This is a genomic window from Deferribacter autotrophicus (genome assembly GCF_008362905.1).
In the GTDB taxonomy this organism is placed as follows: Bacteria; Chrysiogenota; Deferribacteres; order Deferribacterales; family Deferribacteraceae; genus Deferribacter; species Deferribacter autotrophicus.
Genome location: NZ_VFJB01000001.1, coordinates 191,542 through 207,745, shown reverse-complemented (window position 1 = coordinate 207,745; position 16,204 = coordinate 191,542). Strand labels below are relative to the sequence as shown.

The following is a 16,204-nucleotide window of genomic DNA, read 5'->3' as shown; positions in this document are numbered from 1 at the left end:
AAGTTGGAAATAAGTATAATGGCTGAGATTTTTATAGTAATTGGTTGTCTAATTTTGTCGGGATTTTTCTCAGCGAGTGAAACTGCGCTTACAGCGTTGAATGAGTTGAAAGTTAAACATATGCTGGAAGAGTATGGCAGCCGTGTAAAAGATTTGGAATTGTGGCTTTTGCATCCTAACAAGGTATTGAACACGATATTAATTGGTAATAATATTGTAAATATATTTGGTTCTATAGTGGCTGCGGATATTGCAGAAAAGTATTTTGGTAATGCTCAGATAGCTCTTACAACGGGTGTAATGACATTTCTTGTGCTTGTTTTTGGTGAAGTGATGCCAAAGACATTTGCCAAATATAATGCTGAAACAATATCAAGAATTTTTATTAAAATACTTAAGATTTTTTATAAGGCTTTTTATCCTTTTACCTTTTCACTTAATATCCTTGTTAAACTTTTGATAAGGATAATGGGTGGTAAGTTGGAAAATAGCCAACCAAAAATTACTGAAGATGAATTAGAATTTTTAATAAACATTGGTGGTGAAGAAGGGATTTTGGAGAATCAGAAAAAAGAGATGTTGCATAACATTTTTGAGATTAGTGAGACTCTTGTAAAGGAAATTATGGTTCCACGAACTGATATGGTAGCCGTAAGAGTTGATTTACCCATTGAAGAAGTATTAAAAGTAGTTATTGAGACTGAATATTCTAGAATCCCTGTATATGAAGGAAAAATGGACAACATAGTAGGTATTTTATATACAAAAGATTTGATAAAAGAATTAAAGAACGGTTTTGAACATTTTGAATTGAAGAAGATTTTGAGGAAACCATATTTTGTTCCTGAGACAAAAAAAATTGATGATTTGCTGAGAGAATTTCAGATAAACCATATTCATCTTGCCATTGTTATTGATGAGTATGGAGGGGTAGCTGGTCTTGTGACACTTGAGGATATAATTGAGGAAATTGTGGGAGAAATAAGAGATGAGTTTGATAAGGAAGAGGATAGAATCATTCCGGTAGATGATAACACATTTATAATTGATCCACTTTTAGATATTGATGATTTTTGTGAGTATTTTAAACTTGAAAGGGATGAAAGTATGGATGATTACGAAACAGTGGGTGGACTTATTTACTTCTTAGCTGGGAAAATCCCAGAAGTTGGAGAAGAATACAGATATAAAAATTTTCTGTTTAAAATATTAGAAAAGGATGGTAAAAAGTTGGAAAAGCTCCAACTTACAATCCTTGGAGATACAGAGGTTGAAGAGTAATGGGTTTTAAGTGTGGTTTTGTTTCAATTATCGGAAGACCTAATGTAGGTAAGTCTACGTTATTAAATAGAATTTTAGATGAGAAAGTTACAATAGTATCAAGCAAACCAAATACCACAAGAACAAATATTAAAGGGGTTAAAACTGGTGAAAATTATCAATTAATTTTGATTGATACACCTGGGATTCATATTGCAAAGGATAAAATAAACAGACTAATGGTTCAAAATGCATTGGACAGTCTTGAAATGGTGGATATTGTATATTTTATGGTAGAACCTGGTGAATTTATTGGTAAAGAAATTAAATTTATCCTTGAAGTTTTGAAAAAGTACGAAGGAAAGAAATATCTTCTGATAAATAAAGTGGATAAATCCACAAAAACGAAAGCGATAAATACAGCAAATGAAATTTTCAAATATTTGGAATTTGATTATGTATTACCTATTTCAGCTCTCAAAGGAATAAATATTGATAAATTGATTGATTTGACTGTGAAAGACTTACCTGAAAATTATAAAATATTTGATAATGACTATATTACGGATATACCTGAAAAATTTTTAATAGCTGAATTTGTGAGAGAGCAAATTTTCAGACTTTTAAAGGAAGAAGTACCTTATGATACAGTTGTTGAGTGTGAGATGGTGGAAGATAGAAGTGAAAACTTACTTTATACAGCTTGTTCAATAATTATTTCGAGAGAATCCCAAAAACCCATTCTTTTGGGGAAGCGTGGAAGAACAATTAAAGAGATTGGAAAAAGGGCTAGGGAAAATTTAGAAAAATTTTTCGGCGTTAAGGTATATCTTGATTTATGGGTGAAAGTAGTTAATAATTGGCAGGAAAAAGATGAATATTTAAAAATTCAAAGGTTGTTGTAGATGATTACTCCTGCATTAAGGGTAAAAATTGAAACTGTAAAAAAACTAGTTAGAAAAAATGCAAGAACGAGCCTTGAAAAGGTTTTAGCTAAATTGCACCCTGCTGATATTGCATTAATTATAAAGAACTTGAGCGATCTGGATAGAAAAAAGATATGGGAATCTATTTCTGATAAAAGCAAAATCGCAAGTATCATACTTGAGCTGGAAGACTCTCAAATAATCGAATTTTTTGACGCTATGCAGCCAAATGAAATAGCACTTATCTTGAATGAAATGGAAAGTGATGATGCTGCAAATATTTTGAGATTGCTTGATCAGGATAAGGTAAATGAAATTCTCAAATACATGAAAAAAGATGAGGTTGAAGCAGTAGAAGAGCTCCTTCACTATCCTGAAGATAGTGCAGGGGCTGTGATGAATCCAAACTTTTTTGCCCTACATGAGGATACAACTATTAAGGAAGCTACCAAGGTTTTGCATAAAGCTGAAGATGTGGAGATGGTTTTTTATCTTTATGTGGTTGATGATGAAGGGAGGCTTGTTGGAGTAATTTCTCTTAGACAGCTTATTTTGAATCCTCCAGAGAAGAAATTGAAAGAGATTATGACAAAAGATGTTATTCGTGTAACTGTTGATATGGACAGGGAGGATGTTGCAAAGATTGTTGAGAAATACGATTTACTTGCGATACCTGTAGTTGACGAGCAGAACAGGCTTGTGGGTATTATTACAGTGGATGACATTATTGACATTATTCGTGAAGAAGCCACTGAAGATATTTATAAAATGGCCGGTACTACGGATGATGAAGTATTAATGGGTAATAAATCTATTAAAATTGCAAGAGTTAGACTTCCTTGGCTATTAATTACTTTTGTGGGTGAATTAATTTCAGGTTTTGTTATTACTTTTTTTCAGGGAAGGGTTCATGAATTTGCCATTTTGGCTAGTTTTATGCCACTTATTATGGCTATGGGTGGTAATGTGGGAAGCCAATCGGCCACTATACTAATTCGTGGAATGGCGCTCGGTAAAATTGATAGTAAAGATCTTAGTAAGGTTATTTTTAAAGAGATTAGGGTTGGTATGATTATGGGTTTGATTATGGGGATACTGCTTGCTTTGGTGGCTCCGATATGGCATGGAGATCCAAAACTAGGCATTGTGGTAGGATGTGCAATGTTTGCTGCTGTAACGTTTTCTACTTTTACTGGGACTTTTGTTCCTGCTACACTAATAAGGTTTAATTTTGATCCTGCCGTTGCTTCAAGTCCTTTCATATCAACTTTGAATGATATTACTGGCCTCACAATCTATTTCACCGTCTCAATAGTATTATTATCTATTCTTTGATGGGTAGAGTAAAAACTGAGGCAATAATATACAAGCTGCTAAATTATTCTGATAGATCAGCTGTTGGGTTTCTTTTTTCAAAAGAATTTGGCCTTATAAAGGCTTTTATATCGAGGGCTTTTGGAAAAAAGGGTGGAATTTTTAAATTTTTGCCTGGTACAGTTGATTTACTTTTGAAAGAGAATTCAGAGCTACACAAATTTTATGGATTTGAGCAAAATGTTAAGTATTATTTTTTTATTGAAAATCCATATATACTTATGAGGCTCAATTTAATCTTTAGCTTACTTGATGAATTTGGTTTAGATTCTGAACATAATGAGATGTTGTGGAAAATGATTTTGAGTATAAGAGAGAATAATATTTATAAGTCCACGATCTTTATAACATATTTTATTTTAAAACATTCCGGATTTTTGCCTGAAATGAATTGCCATGAATGCGGTAAAAAGAAAAATCTCTTTCTTGAAGATGATGGAACGATAAAGTGTAAAAACTGCTGTAGTGGGACTGGTATAGCAATTGAAAATGAGTTGGTGAATTTGTTTGAATTATTGCAAGATGTGAAGAAATATAAAGTTACAATGGTTGATAGAAAAATAGAAAGACTCTATATGAATTTTATAAAAAATATAGTAAATCAAACTTTAAAAAAAGAGATAAAAGTGTTTGAAATGCTCTATATTTAAAGGAGGGGTACTCCCTCCTTTATTTTTTGAGCATTTTGTAAATGTCAACAGGTAACATACCCTTTTGAACACTTATATCTTTAATTTTTGTTTTATCATCAAACTCGAATCCCTTCTCTTTTAAAATGTTTTTCGCCATTTCAAAATTAATATTATATTGATCACACATTTCTTTTAAAGTGAGCCTACCAAGACCTGTTGGTGTTTCCTCTTCCATGTTGTTTTTGATTTTGGTTGGAGAAAGTTTTTTAGCATCTTTAATTAAGTCGTAGATTTTTTGTGGTGTGGTATTATTAGTTATTGCAATTGTTTTTAATGTATCTTTAACACTGGTGATTTTAATACCATTTTCTTTTAAAATTGATTCTGCTTTTTGTAAGTCAATATTGAATTTTTTACAGAAGTTTTCTAAAGATAAAAGTTCTCCGTGGGAAATTGGTGGGGTTCCAAGCACTTTTTCCCAGTAGGTTTTAATGTTATCGCTAAAAGTTATGACTGAGCTAAAAGGTTTTAAATTGTAATATGTCCCTAGAAATGTGATTAGCGTTAATAATAATGCTATTACAAAATTTGGTGTGAAAATGACAAGTTGTTGACTTTTGTTTTTTAGGTAATGTAATATAGCTTTCCAATTATAATAGATATGAAGAATCCCAGAAATTAGAAAAATAATTGAAAACATAATATGAATGTTTGTATATTCGGTTTTTGTTAAACCGGCAAATTTCCATATTGCCCAATAGGCTACTCTTCCTTGAGGTGCAATATAAAGCATTACCCCAGTATAAACTAGCATTAAAAAAGATAGTAAAAGAACTAAAGAAGTAATTTTTCTTAAAGAGAACATAATGTAACCTCCACATTTTTTTAAGTTTGATAATCAAAAACTGTGCCAAATATATTTAATTATAATGCATTTTAAGAAAATATGTAATCAATTATATTTTTAATGAGTTGAGAGATTTTTTTTTGTGAGAAAAAAATATACAATACTGTGTAAAATTTACACAAATAGCGTCATTGGCCTGAGTGCTCAAATATCTAAAATTTTCATTATATAAGAACGTGAGCAGTCAGATGCAATTAATTGTTAGGCATTATTTTTTTAATTTTCTATTATATTTGTTAATTCAACTGGCTCAAATACTGGTATCATGGAACATTTGAAGTCACATACATTTCGGGTTACAATATATTTCGCTCCTACATGAATTGTAGATTCATGTAATACAGCATCTTCGAAATCTTTAAATTTACTGGATAAAGCACTTTCAAGAACTGTCCGGGTTACCGGAGCTATTTCAAATAATGTCAATAACGACCCAATATGTTGTTTTGCGGCAGCATCTCCAAGATTTTTCGATATAAGATAATGTATTGTCGTAATGGTAGTTGCATAAACATATCCCAGAAGTTCGGATCGTTCAACTTTGGACATCAAATATGCCGCAGGCTTCGAAAATGGTTGTCTATCTAATAAAACATCTAGTATAATATTTGAGGATATTGCATAAAAAGATATCATAGATCTGTAACTTATTGATATCCAATAGATTGCTTCGTCGCAAATGCTCCTCGCAATGTTCTGTGTTAAAAGTCAAGCATTTTTTGCACTATGTGTTAATCCTGCATGATAATCAGGATCATAAGGTTTTCCACTTTTCAATATCCCAAAAGCTTGTCTTATTAATTTATTTGCAACAGCAATTAACGCTAGCTTTTTAGGTTTCCCAGATGCAATCAACCTATAATACAAAGTCCTACAGCTCCTGTTATGCTTACAAGCACTTAATGAACACATAAATAATATTTTTCTCATATACGTGTTACCCCTCTTGGATATTTTACCTCTGCCTTTAATTGAACTCCCTGACTCATAAGGACTAGGACAAATCCCAATATATGAACTTACTTGCTTAGCCTTATCGAAATTTTTAAAACATTTAAGTTTACCTATTACAAGTGAACAAAACTTTAATCCAGCACCTGGAATACTACGTAAAAGCTCATATTCCACTTTAAAATTTTTCTTTATTAATCTCTCTAGTTCCTTCTCCGCTTCTCTAATCTTTCTTTGATATGTTTTTATCATGCTTTTGTAACTTTTTATTATTTCAGGAAATTTATAGTATCTTTGCATTAAACTTTCCAATTGATTACTTAGCGTGTTTATTTGATTATAAAAATCATCTATCATGTTTAACGTTAATTCTATCTTTTCTGAGAGTTCATCTGTAGGACTAAATAAGTATTTATCACCATAAATATAACCAAACTCTGCTATCTTTTTAGAGTCTGCCTTATCTGTTTTTAATCTGTTTAAATCAATACCTATAAAGTTTTTTATTGCAAGCGGATTTACTACTGATACTATACATCCTAATTCTTTTACTAAATAGGTTGCTAACTTTAAGTGATATACTCCTGTGTTTTCCATTATGAAAAGTGTGGTTGATAAATCTAATCTCTCTTTGTCAAAAAAATCTTTTTTAAATAAGTTAGTATTATTAGAAACTTCGTAAAAACTATACTTCTTACCATCATATACGCTTATGGATAAATTCAACTTCGATACATCAATACCTACCACCTTTTGATACTTATACATTTACTCACCTCAAATTTTTTATTGAGCTTGCTCCCTTTTTACTCTATCATCGTAAATACAGGCTTTATGCCTAATGTTCTGTTCTGAGTAAAGGGAGCCTAATGTGGGGATAACATTGCGAACGGTCTTTTTAGACCAATGACAATCATATCCTTCTCCACATTAGGTACTCTCTATAATATTAAATTAATTTTTACTGCTCGTTAATATCTTTTAATAATTTGCAATATACGATGACGGCAAGTAGTTTCGTCATTGCGAGCGAAGCGAAGCAATCTATTGTTCATCAAACAATTATGGAGTTGGCTATCCATTACCGTGCAATACCCTTAATATTTGTATCAAATAATATTTTCATAAATATTTATCTTCGAGGTATTTTTTATAATCTTTTTCAGATAGTTCTTTTTCTTTTAATATACCCTTTAAAGAACGGACTGTAGGAGTTATTTCATAATCTTTTTGTAATTTTTCATTTTTAATTATTTAAAAAAAATCAGCAACCAGGCGAGAAACTGACTTTCCTTTTTTAGCGGAATATTGTTTTGCAGCTTTAATTAGTTCCTGCTGAAAAAGTGTATTTTATTAATAATTAAAAAATTATTCATTTGTGATATTTGCAATAATGATACATAAAGGGTGTAAACCCCCTTTAAAACCCCCAAAAAGATTTAGAGTTTACAATAAATTATATAAGACAATAGATTTTAGTAATTGATGGATAACAATCAGTATAATAAGGAAAAACATATTAACTATTAATTAGTTGCCACTTTTTCAGTGGCAACTAATTAACTCTTCATCTATTCGCAATGTTAACTTTGGAGGAAAAAAGTTGGTTTTGGTTTAAAATTTTTGCAAAAACAAGTGTAAATAAAAGCTATATTTGTTAAAAATTCTTTTAAAAATGCTATCTTTGACAAAAATGATGGTTTTCTTGTTTCTATTACAGAATTAAAGAACAATTAAACGGATTGACTATTTATTCACCTTTTATTGTTGTGTCAAACTGAGTTAAGTTATATTATTATTATGAAAAAGAACATGGGGTGGAGTATGAGTTATCCAGATTTAATTCAAGGGGGGATGGGAGCTGGAGTTTCCCATTGGAAATTAGCTAGAGCAGTATCTTTGTTAGGTGGATTGGGTGTTGTTTCAGCAACTGCACTTGATACAATTGTAGCGAGAAGGTTACAGGAAAAAGATGAAGATACCGTTAATGCATTGTCACATTTCCCAATAAAAGAGATTGCTGAGAGAATTTATAAAAAATATTTTGGCAAGAAAAGAGAGGATGGAAGCTATTTACCCGTGCCTTTTTTCTCATTGAATCCCTCAGATGAATTGATTGAGCTCACAGTTGCTGCAAACTTTGTAGAAGTTTTTCTTGCAAAAAAGGGGCACAATTACCCCGTTGGTATAAATTTGCTCGAAAAAATTCAGCTAACAACCCTTTACTCACTATATGGGGCAATGTTAGCCGGTGTAGATTATGTAATTATGGGTGCTGGGATTCCACGGGAAATTCCAGGAATTCTCGATAAATTTGCAAGAGGATTAGATGCTGAACTTACTTTGAATGTGACCGGAGCTTCAAAAGATGAAAAATTTAAAATGCTTTTTAGTCCCAGAAGTTTTATGCAGAATAAAGCAGTGGAATTAAAACGTCCATATTTCTTTGCCATTGTTTCTTCAAATGTATTGGCAACAACTCTTGTTAAAAAATCCACAGGAAAAGTGGACGGGTTGGTAATTGAAAATTATATGGCTGGGGGGCACAATGCTCCTCCAAGAGTAAAAGGGGTTTTTGATGTGAATGGAGCTCCTGTTTATGGTGAAAAGGATAAAATTGATTTTGAAAAAATTAAAAAGCTTGAGGTACCTTTTTACTTAGCAGGAAACTATGTAACTCAAGAAAAAATATCAGAAGCGTTATCAAAAATTGGCGCTACAGGTGTTCAGGTAGGAACTATCTTTGCTTTGACAAAAGAATCCGGTTTTAATGAAGATATTAAACTTAAATTAATAGAAATGATAAAAGATGGTACAATAAAAGTATTTACTGATCCACTAGCTTCTCCTACAGGTTTTCCTTTTAAAGTTGCACAAGTTGAAGGCACTTTATCTGATGAGAAGATTTACTTAGAAAGAAAAAGAATATGTAATTTTAGATATTTAGCAGAGCTTTACAAAGATAAAGAAGGTAATATAGGTTATAGGTGCCCAGCTGAGCCAGTTGATGAATATGTGAAAAAAGGCGGAGATGTGAAAAATACCGAAGGTAGGAAATGTCTTTGCAATGCCTTGTTAGCAAATATTGGTTATGGAAATGTATATAAAAATGGATATAGAGAACCGTACCTTATTACACTGGGTGATAGTGTGAGATTTTTAGAACATTTACTTCCTGATAAAGGGTTACCGACTGTCAAAAGTGTGATTACAAAATTGAAAGAGTATATAAACAGCTGTCACTAAAGAAGTGACAGCTTGAAGCAAATACTTGAAAATTTTTTTTGAATTACAAGAAATACATCCCAATTAAGCCCGCAGTTGTCATTGTGAAAAAATATGGAATGGCTAACTTTATCATTTCAAAATAGGATAATCTGATTAGTGGTGCAACAGCAGAAGTTAATAAAAACAGGAATGCTGCTTGTCCATTAGGTGTTGCTATCGAGGGGATATTTGTTCCCATATTTATAGCAACTGCCAACTTTTCAAATTGAGCTTTGGAAATAAGTCCAGCTTTAAACGCTTCTAATGTTTCGCTTGCGTAAACAGTTGCAACAAAGACATTATCACTTATCATAGATAATATCCCATTTGCTGTAAAATAGGCAACTTTTTGGGTATTTCCGTCAAGACCTATTACAAGTTTGGTTATAGGTGTAAAAAGATTTTGATCATGAATAATAGCAACAATGGCAAAGAAAACTACTAAGAGTGCAGTAAAAGGTAATGCTTCTGTAAATGCGTTACCTATTTTGTGTTCATCAATTATTCCTGTAAATGCTGTAAGTAATACAATTATCATTAGACCAATAAGGCCAATTTCTGCAATATGGAAAGCTAGGGAGATAATAAGAATTATCCCTATAAATCCTTGAGTCAGTAGTCTTGCTTTATATTTATTATCTGACATTAGGTTTTGTTCTTCTTTATATTTTTCCAAAATAGTTCTAACGCTTTGTGGTATCTCATAGTGATAACCGAAAATTTTAAATTTTTCTAATATGATACATGTAATTAGACCTGTGATTAATACGGGAATTGAGACTGGGGCAGTATGGATGAAAAAATCTAAAAAGTCCCAGCCTACAATCTTTCCAATAAGTAAATTTTGTGGTTCACCAACTAGTGTGGTGGCTCCACCAAGAGCAGTCCCAATAGCTCCATGCATTAATAAGTTTCTTAAAAACCCTCTGAAATTTTCTAAATCTTTTTTGAGATTATCTTTAAACTGACTATCATCTGATAAATCAAATTCCTTATCCGTATGACTTTCTGATACTACTTTGTGATAAATTTGATAAAATCCGTATATAACCGCTATGATAACTGCCATAACAGTTAAAGCATCTAAAAAAGCCGAAAGTAGTGCTGCAAAAAATGAAAATAATAGAGATAAGTAAAGTTTTGATTTTACTTTAATTAAAACTTTAGAAAAGATAAAAAGTAACCCTTCTTTCATAAAATATATTCCGGCTACCATGAATATCATAAGTAAAATAAGAGGAAAGTTGACCACGACTTCTTTGTATACTGTTTTAGGAGATGTCATGTTTAATATAATGGCTTCAAGAGCTATTAAACCACCAGCAGGTAAAGGATAACATTTTAGAGCCATAGACAATGTGAATATAAATTGAATCATAATAATCCAACCAGTTATAAAAGGTCCTAAAACTTTTAAAAGAACAGGGTTGATTAACAGAAAGATTATGATGGTATATTTATACCAGTTTGGTGCATTACCAAGAAAGTTATTCATCATGCTTTTCAAAATACTTTTTTGCATAAAACCTCCATTTTTATGTAAATGTATTAGAAATTAAGATAACTAAACTAAAGGATAATTTTTATTTGATCTTATATTTTTTATAAAAAAATATAAAACTCCGTTATACAAATACTACTAATTAAACAAGTTAGTCTAAATTAGCTAATTATATATTAAAGATATTTTTTAATTAAGTCAAACACTATTTTGATTTGATAGTAGGATGTTTTCTGTAGAAATTTCTATTTCAGCTATATCAAGCATGGTATTTATTAGAGATACTTTTAAGAATTTTCTTAAATCATGCAATGTGATTGTGGATTCAAGTAGTAATTTTTTATCAATATAAAACTGCCTTTTTGTGCCATTTAAAAGATAAGTATTTGGTGTAAACCAGTTTTGTCCATCATAAAAAGCAAGATTAGAAAAAGTTGTATCAGTTATAAAGCCATTTTTAACTATAATTGCTTCTTCATTTTTGGATAATTTTTTTTTAATTGTTTCAAATGCCTGTCTGTTAAGAAATTTGTATGGGTAAGTTATATTATTATTGACAACCATTTTTAACTTTTCAATATGCTTAATTTGATATTCTTCAAATTCTATTTTTACTATTTTTTCATCGTAAATGATTCTGGTTTTGAAAAGACCTGATGTTGGAAAATTAGATAATTGTAAAACATCTTTTAAATCAATTTCTTTTTTTACTCCAAAGAGTTCAAATCTTGAACGGTTAAATCTTTTGGTATGATAATCTAAATTATAGAATGTTCCATCTTTTAATTTAATTGTTTCAACAAGTAGGGACATAAATCTTATTTATAAGCTCCATATATTCTTTTTCAGGATCGGAATAGATTGTAATCCCACCACCACTTTTATAAATTAACTTGTCATCAATCCTTTCAATAAATCGGATTATAACACATGAATCAATGTTTTTCCCATCAAAAATGCCTGCAATACCTGTATAAAAACCTCTGTCATAGATTTCAGCTTCTTTAATTATTTCCACGGTTTTTCTTTTTGGAGCACCAGATATTGAGCCAGCAGGAAGAAGTTTTAAAATAATCTCTGCTAAGTTATTTTTGTAATCTGGCGGTAATTTTCCTTTTATTTCTGAGCTTACCTGTAAAAGGTCTTTATTGTTTGATTTGATTTTTGAGATGAACCTGAATTTTGTTACAGTAACGTCAGTTGATATCATATTTAAGTCATTTCTCAGCAAATCCACAATTGTTATGTGTTCGGCAAGCTCTTTTTCATCTTTTAAAATTCTTTCTTCTGCATTCCACAATGAGGCATCAATTGTTCCTTTCATGGGGTAGGTATATATGAACCCATCTATTATTTTTATAAAAGTTTCAGGTGAAAAGAAGATAAAGTGATCATAAAATTTCAATTTATATAATGCCTTACTTTTATAAAAAATTTCATCAAAGCTAAAGTTTGTGTAAATTTCAGTAGGAAAAGTGAGGTTAACAAGATAGCTGTTACCAAGTTTCAGGTGATTTTGAACTATATTAAAGCTTTTCAAATATGTTTCATAATCCACAGGCGTTGATATAAGTTCTACTTTTTTATCAATCTGCTTATTGTGAAAGTTTGAAATTCCGTTGAAATTAAACATTATTTGGTTTGTTTTTAATTGATCTAACGGTGATATGAAAAAATTTTTCATATGAAAGTCAATTAAAAATAAGAATGGAGTTTCAGCTTTAATATAATAATTAAAATTATTTATGAAAGAATATTTATCAACGTATAAATTCTTTTTACTGTTTGCTACAGTAGTCAATTACTTAACACCCCGAATATAAAGAATTGAGTAAGTTACGGGTATTTTGTTATTTTCATTTTTAAATAGTTCCTCATAAAGCCTGCAGAAATTAATGTAAGATTGCTTAGATGTAAAGGATTTTTTTTCTGTGTATCTTGCCCCAGTTTTCTTGTGTTGCTTTAAAAACTCTTGTACAGAATCATAGTAGAGGACATAATTCTGTTTCTCAAAAATCCATTCACTTTTATTAAAATTATAGAAAATGTCTTTATAGAAATTCTCATCTTTTAAATTAAACACTGAACCAAAGCCAGTAAGGTGGTATAGGTGTTTCATTTCAGAGAAAGTGCCTTCAAGAAAAATGGAAAAATAAAACTCCGTGCCCTTTTTAGCATTTTGAATCAAAAGGCTGATTGTATTTTTAGGAAATTCCAGCCACTGTAATACTGAAGAGCCTGTAATTATATCAAACCTTGCAATATCTACTGGTAAATAATCAATATCGGCATTGATAAAGCTTAATTCATCAAATTTACTTTTTGCTTTTGTTAGTAGGTTGTAAGAAAGGTCAATTCCAACATATTTTTTAAATGAAATTTTATCCATTAAAAGTTTTGTAAATAAACCACTTCCAACCCCAAGCTCTAAAACTTGTTCATAATAATTTTTGCTTATATGCCCAGCAAGATGATTTGCTATAATTTTTTGTATATTGGCATTGTTATCATAAGTTTTAAATGAATTGTCAAAAAATCTTTTTACCTGTAATTTCATAGATATACTTTTCTAGTATTTTTTCCTCAATGTAGTGATTCATTCCTTCAATAATCACTGGATTGTTTACTATTTTATAACTTTCTTTAAAAGGGACTATTTTATCCTTTTTTCCATGAATAACAAAAAGGTTATTTGTTTTGTGAATGTGGCCAATTTTTGATTTTTTTAAAAATTCTAGGCCTGTTAGCATAAGTTCTGTATTGTATTTTTCTGTAAAATGGTAGTTAGCACCACATTTTGTTATAAAGTTTTTTATTACTTTTTCTGGATTTGATTTAAAATTTTCAATCATGATATCAAGGATTTTTTCCTTTGTAAAAGATATAAAATCTAAGAAAGGAGCTATTAGAATTATACTTTGAAAGTTTTTTGAAATGGTTTCTAATTCTTTTAAAATAATATGTGCTCCGGTTGACCAGCCAATTAGGATTTCGCCACCTTGTGATTTCAGGAAATTAACCGTTTTTTCTTCATCGAAATCAACGGAAAATGGGGTGATGAAAATCCCAAATTTTGAAAAATTAGGATAAAGATAAGAAAATCCAGCCCATCCTGATACAAAAATCAAAGACACTGTGATAGCTCCTTAAATGCTTGGATTATCAAATTTAGTTCATCATCTGTGAGGTCAGCTCTTAAAGAGATTCTGAGCCTTTCAGTGTTTATGGGCACTGAAGGCGGTCTGATAGCTGCCGCAAATACCCCTTTTTTTATCAAAAAGTCTTTAGCCATAAAAAGCTTTTTTCTGTCACCAATTATAACAGGTATAATCTGTGTGGAAGAATTTAGGGTGTTGAAACCTAAACTAGCTAGAGATTTTCTGACAATTTCCGAAATATTGATAAGCTTTAGACCTAAAGAGTAATTGTTTTTTAACAGTTCTATTGCTGCAAGATTAGCACCTATTACAGAAGGGGGTAAACTAGTGGAAAATATAAATCCTCTTGATTTGTTTATTAGATATTCGATTATTGTTTTTGAAGCACAGACATATGCTCCAAATGAACCAAGCCCTTTACTGAATGTTCCCATGTTTATATCTATCTCTTTTTCCATTCCAAGTTCATGGACTAAGCCTCTACCTTTTCCAAAAATACCCGTTGCATGAGCTTCATCAACCATCACAATTGCTTGATAATCTTTTGCAAGCTTAACAATTTCTATTAGATTGGCAGTATCTCCATCCATACTGAATACAGTATCAGTAACAATTAATTTTTTTACATCTTTATCATATTTTTTTAAAGAATATCTCAAATGATCCATGTCGTTGTGTTTGTATCTAACGTGTTTTGCCCCTGATAATTTTATACCATCGATGATGCTTGCATGGTTCAATCTATCTGAAAAGACAATCCACTTATTATCACAAATGGCAGAAATAATAGAGAGGTTTGCTACATAGCCGCTACCCAAAATTAATCCTTTTTCATATCCTTTAAATTTTGCAATTTCTTCTTCGAGTATGGTGTAAAGAGAATAGTTGCCAGTAACGATTCTTGAAGCAGACGATGAGCATCCGTACTTATTAATGGCTTTTATACTTTCTGTTTTTAATTTTTCGTTGAGAGATAGACCAAGATAATTGTTTGATGCAAGGTTAAGGCATTTTTTCCCTTCTATAGTAATATATTTTTCAGCACCAGCTGTTATCTCAGGTATAGTTCTGAAAAGGTTTGCTTTTTTGATTTCTTGAATTTTTTGGGCAAATAAATTTTCGTAATTTATCATACTAGTTTTAAATTCAATTTTTTTATGTCTTCTAGATCTGAGGGGATATCAAATCCTGATACTGTAAGGTAGTCACCTACCATTATACCAAAGGCACCGCTTTCCAAAATTTTATGTTTTGTGGTTTTTGTAAAGACAATATTTCTTCCACCACATACTCTTATCTGCTTATTGGGGAGTAAAAATCTGTAAAGAGCTATAATCTTTAATGCTTCATCTTCGCTTAAAGGAGATAAATGCTCATAAGGTGTTCCTTTTATCGGATTTAAAAAATTTAATGGGATGGAATCAACATTTAACTCTTTTAATGTTAAAGCAAGTTCAACTCTGTGATACCAATTTTCACCGATTCCAAATATCCCTCCTGAGCATACAAAAAAGCCAAGCTCTACGGCATTTTTTACACACAATACATCCTCTTCATAATCATGAGTGGTGCATACATTTTTAAAATAACTTCTTGATGTTTCAAGGTTGTGGTGAAAACCTGATAATCCAGCATTCTTCAATTTAATCAATGTGTCTTTATCTAGAATGCCTACAGATACATCGGCAAGGAGGCCATTTTCTCTAACTATTTTAACTCCTTCCACAAGTTTATCGATATCCTTCCTGGATAAAGATTTACCACTAGTAACTATGGAAAATCTTTTTATTCCATATTGTTTATATTCTTTTACCCTTTTTTCTATATTATCCAAATCTATAAATTCATAAACGGGTGACTCAGTGTTATAATGAGCAGATTGTGCACAGAATTTACAGTCTTCAGAGCATCGACCGCTTTTAGCGTTTATTATTGAGCAGAACTGAACTTTGTTGTCGAAAAAATGTTTTTTTACTTCGTCTGCTGCTTCACAAATTTCTTTGATATTATCGCATCTAATGATAAATTCTATTTCATCGTTATTTAAAGTTTGTAACTCTTTGGATTTTTTAATAATTTTTTCAATCATAATATCTCCAATTAGATTTGCATATTGTTGAATTTTAAAACAAAGTATGATAATTTTCAATATCTTTGTGGAGGTACTGGCATCTTCCCATTTTTTTGAGGAGTTGAATGGGTAGGTTTATATGTCAGTATATTATAAA

15 protein-coding genes and 1 pseudogene are annotated in these 16,204 nt (G+C 30.8%); 5 read left to right on the top strand and 11 right to left on the bottom strand.

Annotation, left to right across the window (positions count from 1 at the left end; genetic code table 11):
- Nucleotides 1-3: 3 nt before the first annotated feature.
- From FHQ18_RS00950 to recO, 4 genes are read left to right on the top strand one after another with little or no spacing between them, the layout of a single operon-like run.
- Complete coding sequence (locus tag FHQ18_RS00950; RefSeq protein ID WP_149265294.1) at nt 4-1,281, top strand: hemolysin family protein; 1,278 nt, start codon at nt 4-6, stop codon at nt 1,279-1,281.
- Nucleotides 1,281-2,165: a GTPase Era gene (gene era, locus FHQ18_RS00945; RefSeq protein WP_149265293.1), complete on the top strand. Its 885-nt coding sequence runs from the start codon at nt 1,281-1,283 to the stop codon at nt 2,163-2,165. Before FHQ18_RS00950 ends, era begins: the two co-directional genes overlap by 1 nt.
- Entirely contained in the window at nt 2,166-3,521 is a 1,356-nt protein-coding gene (mgtE, locus tag FHQ18_RS00940) for a magnesium transporter (protein ID WP_149265292.1), read from the top strand.
- Nucleotides 3,521-4,210: a DNA repair protein RecO gene (gene recO / locus FHQ18_RS00935; protein WP_149265291.1), complete on the top strand. Its 690-nt coding sequence runs from the start codon at nt 3,521-3,523 to the stop codon at nt 4,208-4,210. The genes mgtE and recO overlap by 1 nt, the downstream gene beginning before the upstream one ends.
- A gap of 19 nt (nt 4,211-4,229) precedes the next feature.
- Here the strand turns inward: recO and FHQ18_RS00930 are convergent, their stop codons facing one another.
- From FHQ18_RS00930 to FHQ18_RS12910, 4 genes and pseudogenes are all read right to left on the bottom strand, one after another.
- On the bottom strand, nt 4,230-5,057 hold the full coding sequence (locus FHQ18_RS00930; protein WP_149265290.1) for a DUF4405 domain-containing protein: 828 nt from the start codon (nt 5,055-5,057) through the stop codon (nt 4,230-4,232).
- 258 nt (nt 5,058-5,315) lie between these two features.
- Nucleotides 5,316-5,735: a PIN domain-containing protein gene (locus tag FHQ18_RS00925; protein ID WP_149265289.1), complete on the bottom strand. Its 420-nt coding sequence runs from the start codon at nt 5,733-5,735 to the stop codon at nt 5,316-5,318.
- 72 nt (nt 5,736-5,807) lie between these two features.
- Complete coding sequence (locus tag FHQ18_RS00920; RefSeq protein WP_149265288.1) at nt 5,808-6,818, bottom strand: IS110 family RNA-guided transposase; 1,011 nt, start codon at nt 6,816-6,818, stop codon at nt 5,808-5,810.
- Between the two features lie 354 nt (nt 6,819-7,172).
- Nucleotides 7,173-7,379, bottom strand: a pseudogene (locus tag FHQ18_RS12910) (DUF6364 family protein); the annotation flags it as partial.
- Between the two features lie 495 nt (nt 7,380-7,874).
- Between FHQ18_RS12910 and FHQ18_RS00910 the strand changes: the two are divergent.
- Nucleotides 7,875-9,296 carry a nitronate monooxygenase gene (locus FHQ18_RS00910; protein WP_188020307.1) on the top strand — a complete coding sequence of 474 codons (1,422 nt, stop codon included), beginning with the start codon at nt 7,875-7,877 and terminating at the stop codon, nt 9,294-9,296.
- A gap of 43 nt (nt 9,297-9,339) precedes the next feature.
- Here the strand turns inward: FHQ18_RS00910 and nhaB are convergent, their stop codons facing one another.
- From nhaB to bioB, 7 genes are all read right to left on the bottom strand, one after another.
- Nucleotides 9,340-10,839, bottom strand: a complete 1,500-nt coding sequence (gene nhaB / locus FHQ18_RS00905; protein ID WP_149265286.1) for a sodium/proton antiporter NhaB — start codon at nt 10,837-10,839, stop codon at nt 9,340-9,342.
- Nucleotides 10,840-11,016: 177 nt separating this feature from the next.
- Nucleotides 11,017-11,631, bottom strand: a complete 615-nt coding sequence (locus tag FHQ18_RS00900) for an aminotransferase class IV (protein ID WP_149265285.1) — start codon at nt 11,629-11,631, stop codon at nt 11,017-11,019.
- Nucleotides 11,615-12,619 (bottom strand): aminodeoxychorismate synthase component I, encoded by a 1,005-nt coding sequence (locus FHQ18_RS00895; protein WP_223144559.1) that lies wholly within the window; start codon nt 12,617-12,619, stop codon nt 11,615-11,617. Before FHQ18_RS00895 ends, FHQ18_RS00900 begins: the two co-directional genes overlap by 17 nt.
- Nucleotides 12,620-13,375: a class I SAM-dependent DNA methyltransferase gene (locus FHQ18_RS00890; RefSeq protein WP_149265284.1), complete on the bottom strand. Its 756-nt coding sequence runs from the start codon at nt 13,373-13,375 to the stop codon at nt 12,620-12,622.
- Entirely contained in the window at nt 13,347-13,952 is a 606-nt protein-coding gene (locus tag FHQ18_RS00885) for an alpha/beta hydrolase family protein (protein WP_149265283.1), read from the bottom strand. Before FHQ18_RS00885 ends, FHQ18_RS00890 begins: the two co-directional genes overlap by 29 nt.
- The gene (gene bioF / locus FHQ18_RS00880; protein WP_188020306.1) at nt 13,943-15,109 is read right to left on the bottom strand and encodes an 8-amino-7-oxononanoate synthase; all 1,167 of its coding nucleotides are present in this window, start codon (nt 15,107-15,109) and stop codon (nt 13,943-13,945) included. The genes FHQ18_RS00885 and bioF overlap by 10 nt, the downstream gene beginning before the upstream one ends.
- On the bottom strand, nt 15,106-16,065 hold the full coding sequence (bioB, locus tag FHQ18_RS00875; RefSeq protein WP_149265282.1) for a biotin synthase BioB: 960 nt from the start codon (nt 16,063-16,065) through the stop codon (nt 15,106-15,108). Before bioB ends, bioF begins: the two co-directional genes overlap by 4 nt.
- Nucleotides 16,066-16,204 lie beyond the last annotated feature (139 nt).

What these genes read in the sequence shown, in the direction of transcription:
- era (WP_149265293.1), top strand. Translation starts at nt 1,281, where the DNA reads ATGGGTTTTAAGTGTGGTTTTGTTTCAATTATCGGAAGACCTAATGTA.
- mgtE (WP_149265292.1), top strand. Translation starts at nt 2,166, where the DNA reads ATGATTACTCCTGCATTAAGGGTAAAAATTGAAACTGTAAAAAAACTA.
- recO (WP_149265291.1), top strand. Translation starts at nt 3,521, where the DNA reads ATGGGTAGAGTAAAAACTGAGGCAATAATATACAAGCTGCTAAATTAT.
- FHQ18_RS00930 (WP_149265290.1), bottom strand. Translation starts at nt 5,057, where the DNA reads ATGTTCTCTTTAAGAAAAATTACTTCTTTAGTTCTTTTACTATCTTTT.
- FHQ18_RS00925 (WP_149265289.1), bottom strand. Translation starts at nt 5,735, where the DNA reads ATGATATCTTTTTATGCAATATCCTCAAATATTATACTAGATGTTTTA.
- FHQ18_RS00920 (WP_149265288.1), bottom strand. Translation starts at nt 6,818, where the DNA reads ATGTATAAGTATCAAAAGGTGGTAGGTATTGATGTATCGAAGTTGAAT.
- FHQ18_RS00910 (WP_188020307.1), top strand. Translation starts at nt 7,875, where the DNA reads ATGAGTTATCCAGATTTAATTCAAGGGGGGATGGGAGCTGGAGTTTCC.
- nhaB (WP_149265286.1), bottom strand. Translation starts at nt 10,839, where the DNA reads ATGCAAAAAAGTATTTTGAAAAGCATGATGAATAACTTTCTTGGTAAT.
- FHQ18_RS00900 (WP_149265285.1), bottom strand. Translation starts at nt 11,631, where the DNA reads ATGTCCCTACTTGTTGAAACAATTAAATTAAAAGATGGAACATTCTAT.
- FHQ18_RS00890 (WP_149265284.1), bottom strand. Translation starts at nt 13,375, where the DNA reads ATGAAATTACAGGTAAAAAGATTTTTTGACAATTCATTTAAAACTTAT.
- bioF (WP_188020306.1), bottom strand. Translation starts at nt 15,109, where the DNA reads ATGATAAATTACGAAAATTTATTTGCCCAAAAAATTCAAGAAATCAAA.
- bioB (WP_149265282.1), bottom strand. Translation starts at nt 16,065, where the DNA reads ATGATTGAAAAAATTATTAAAAAATCCAAAGAGTTACAAACTTTAAAT.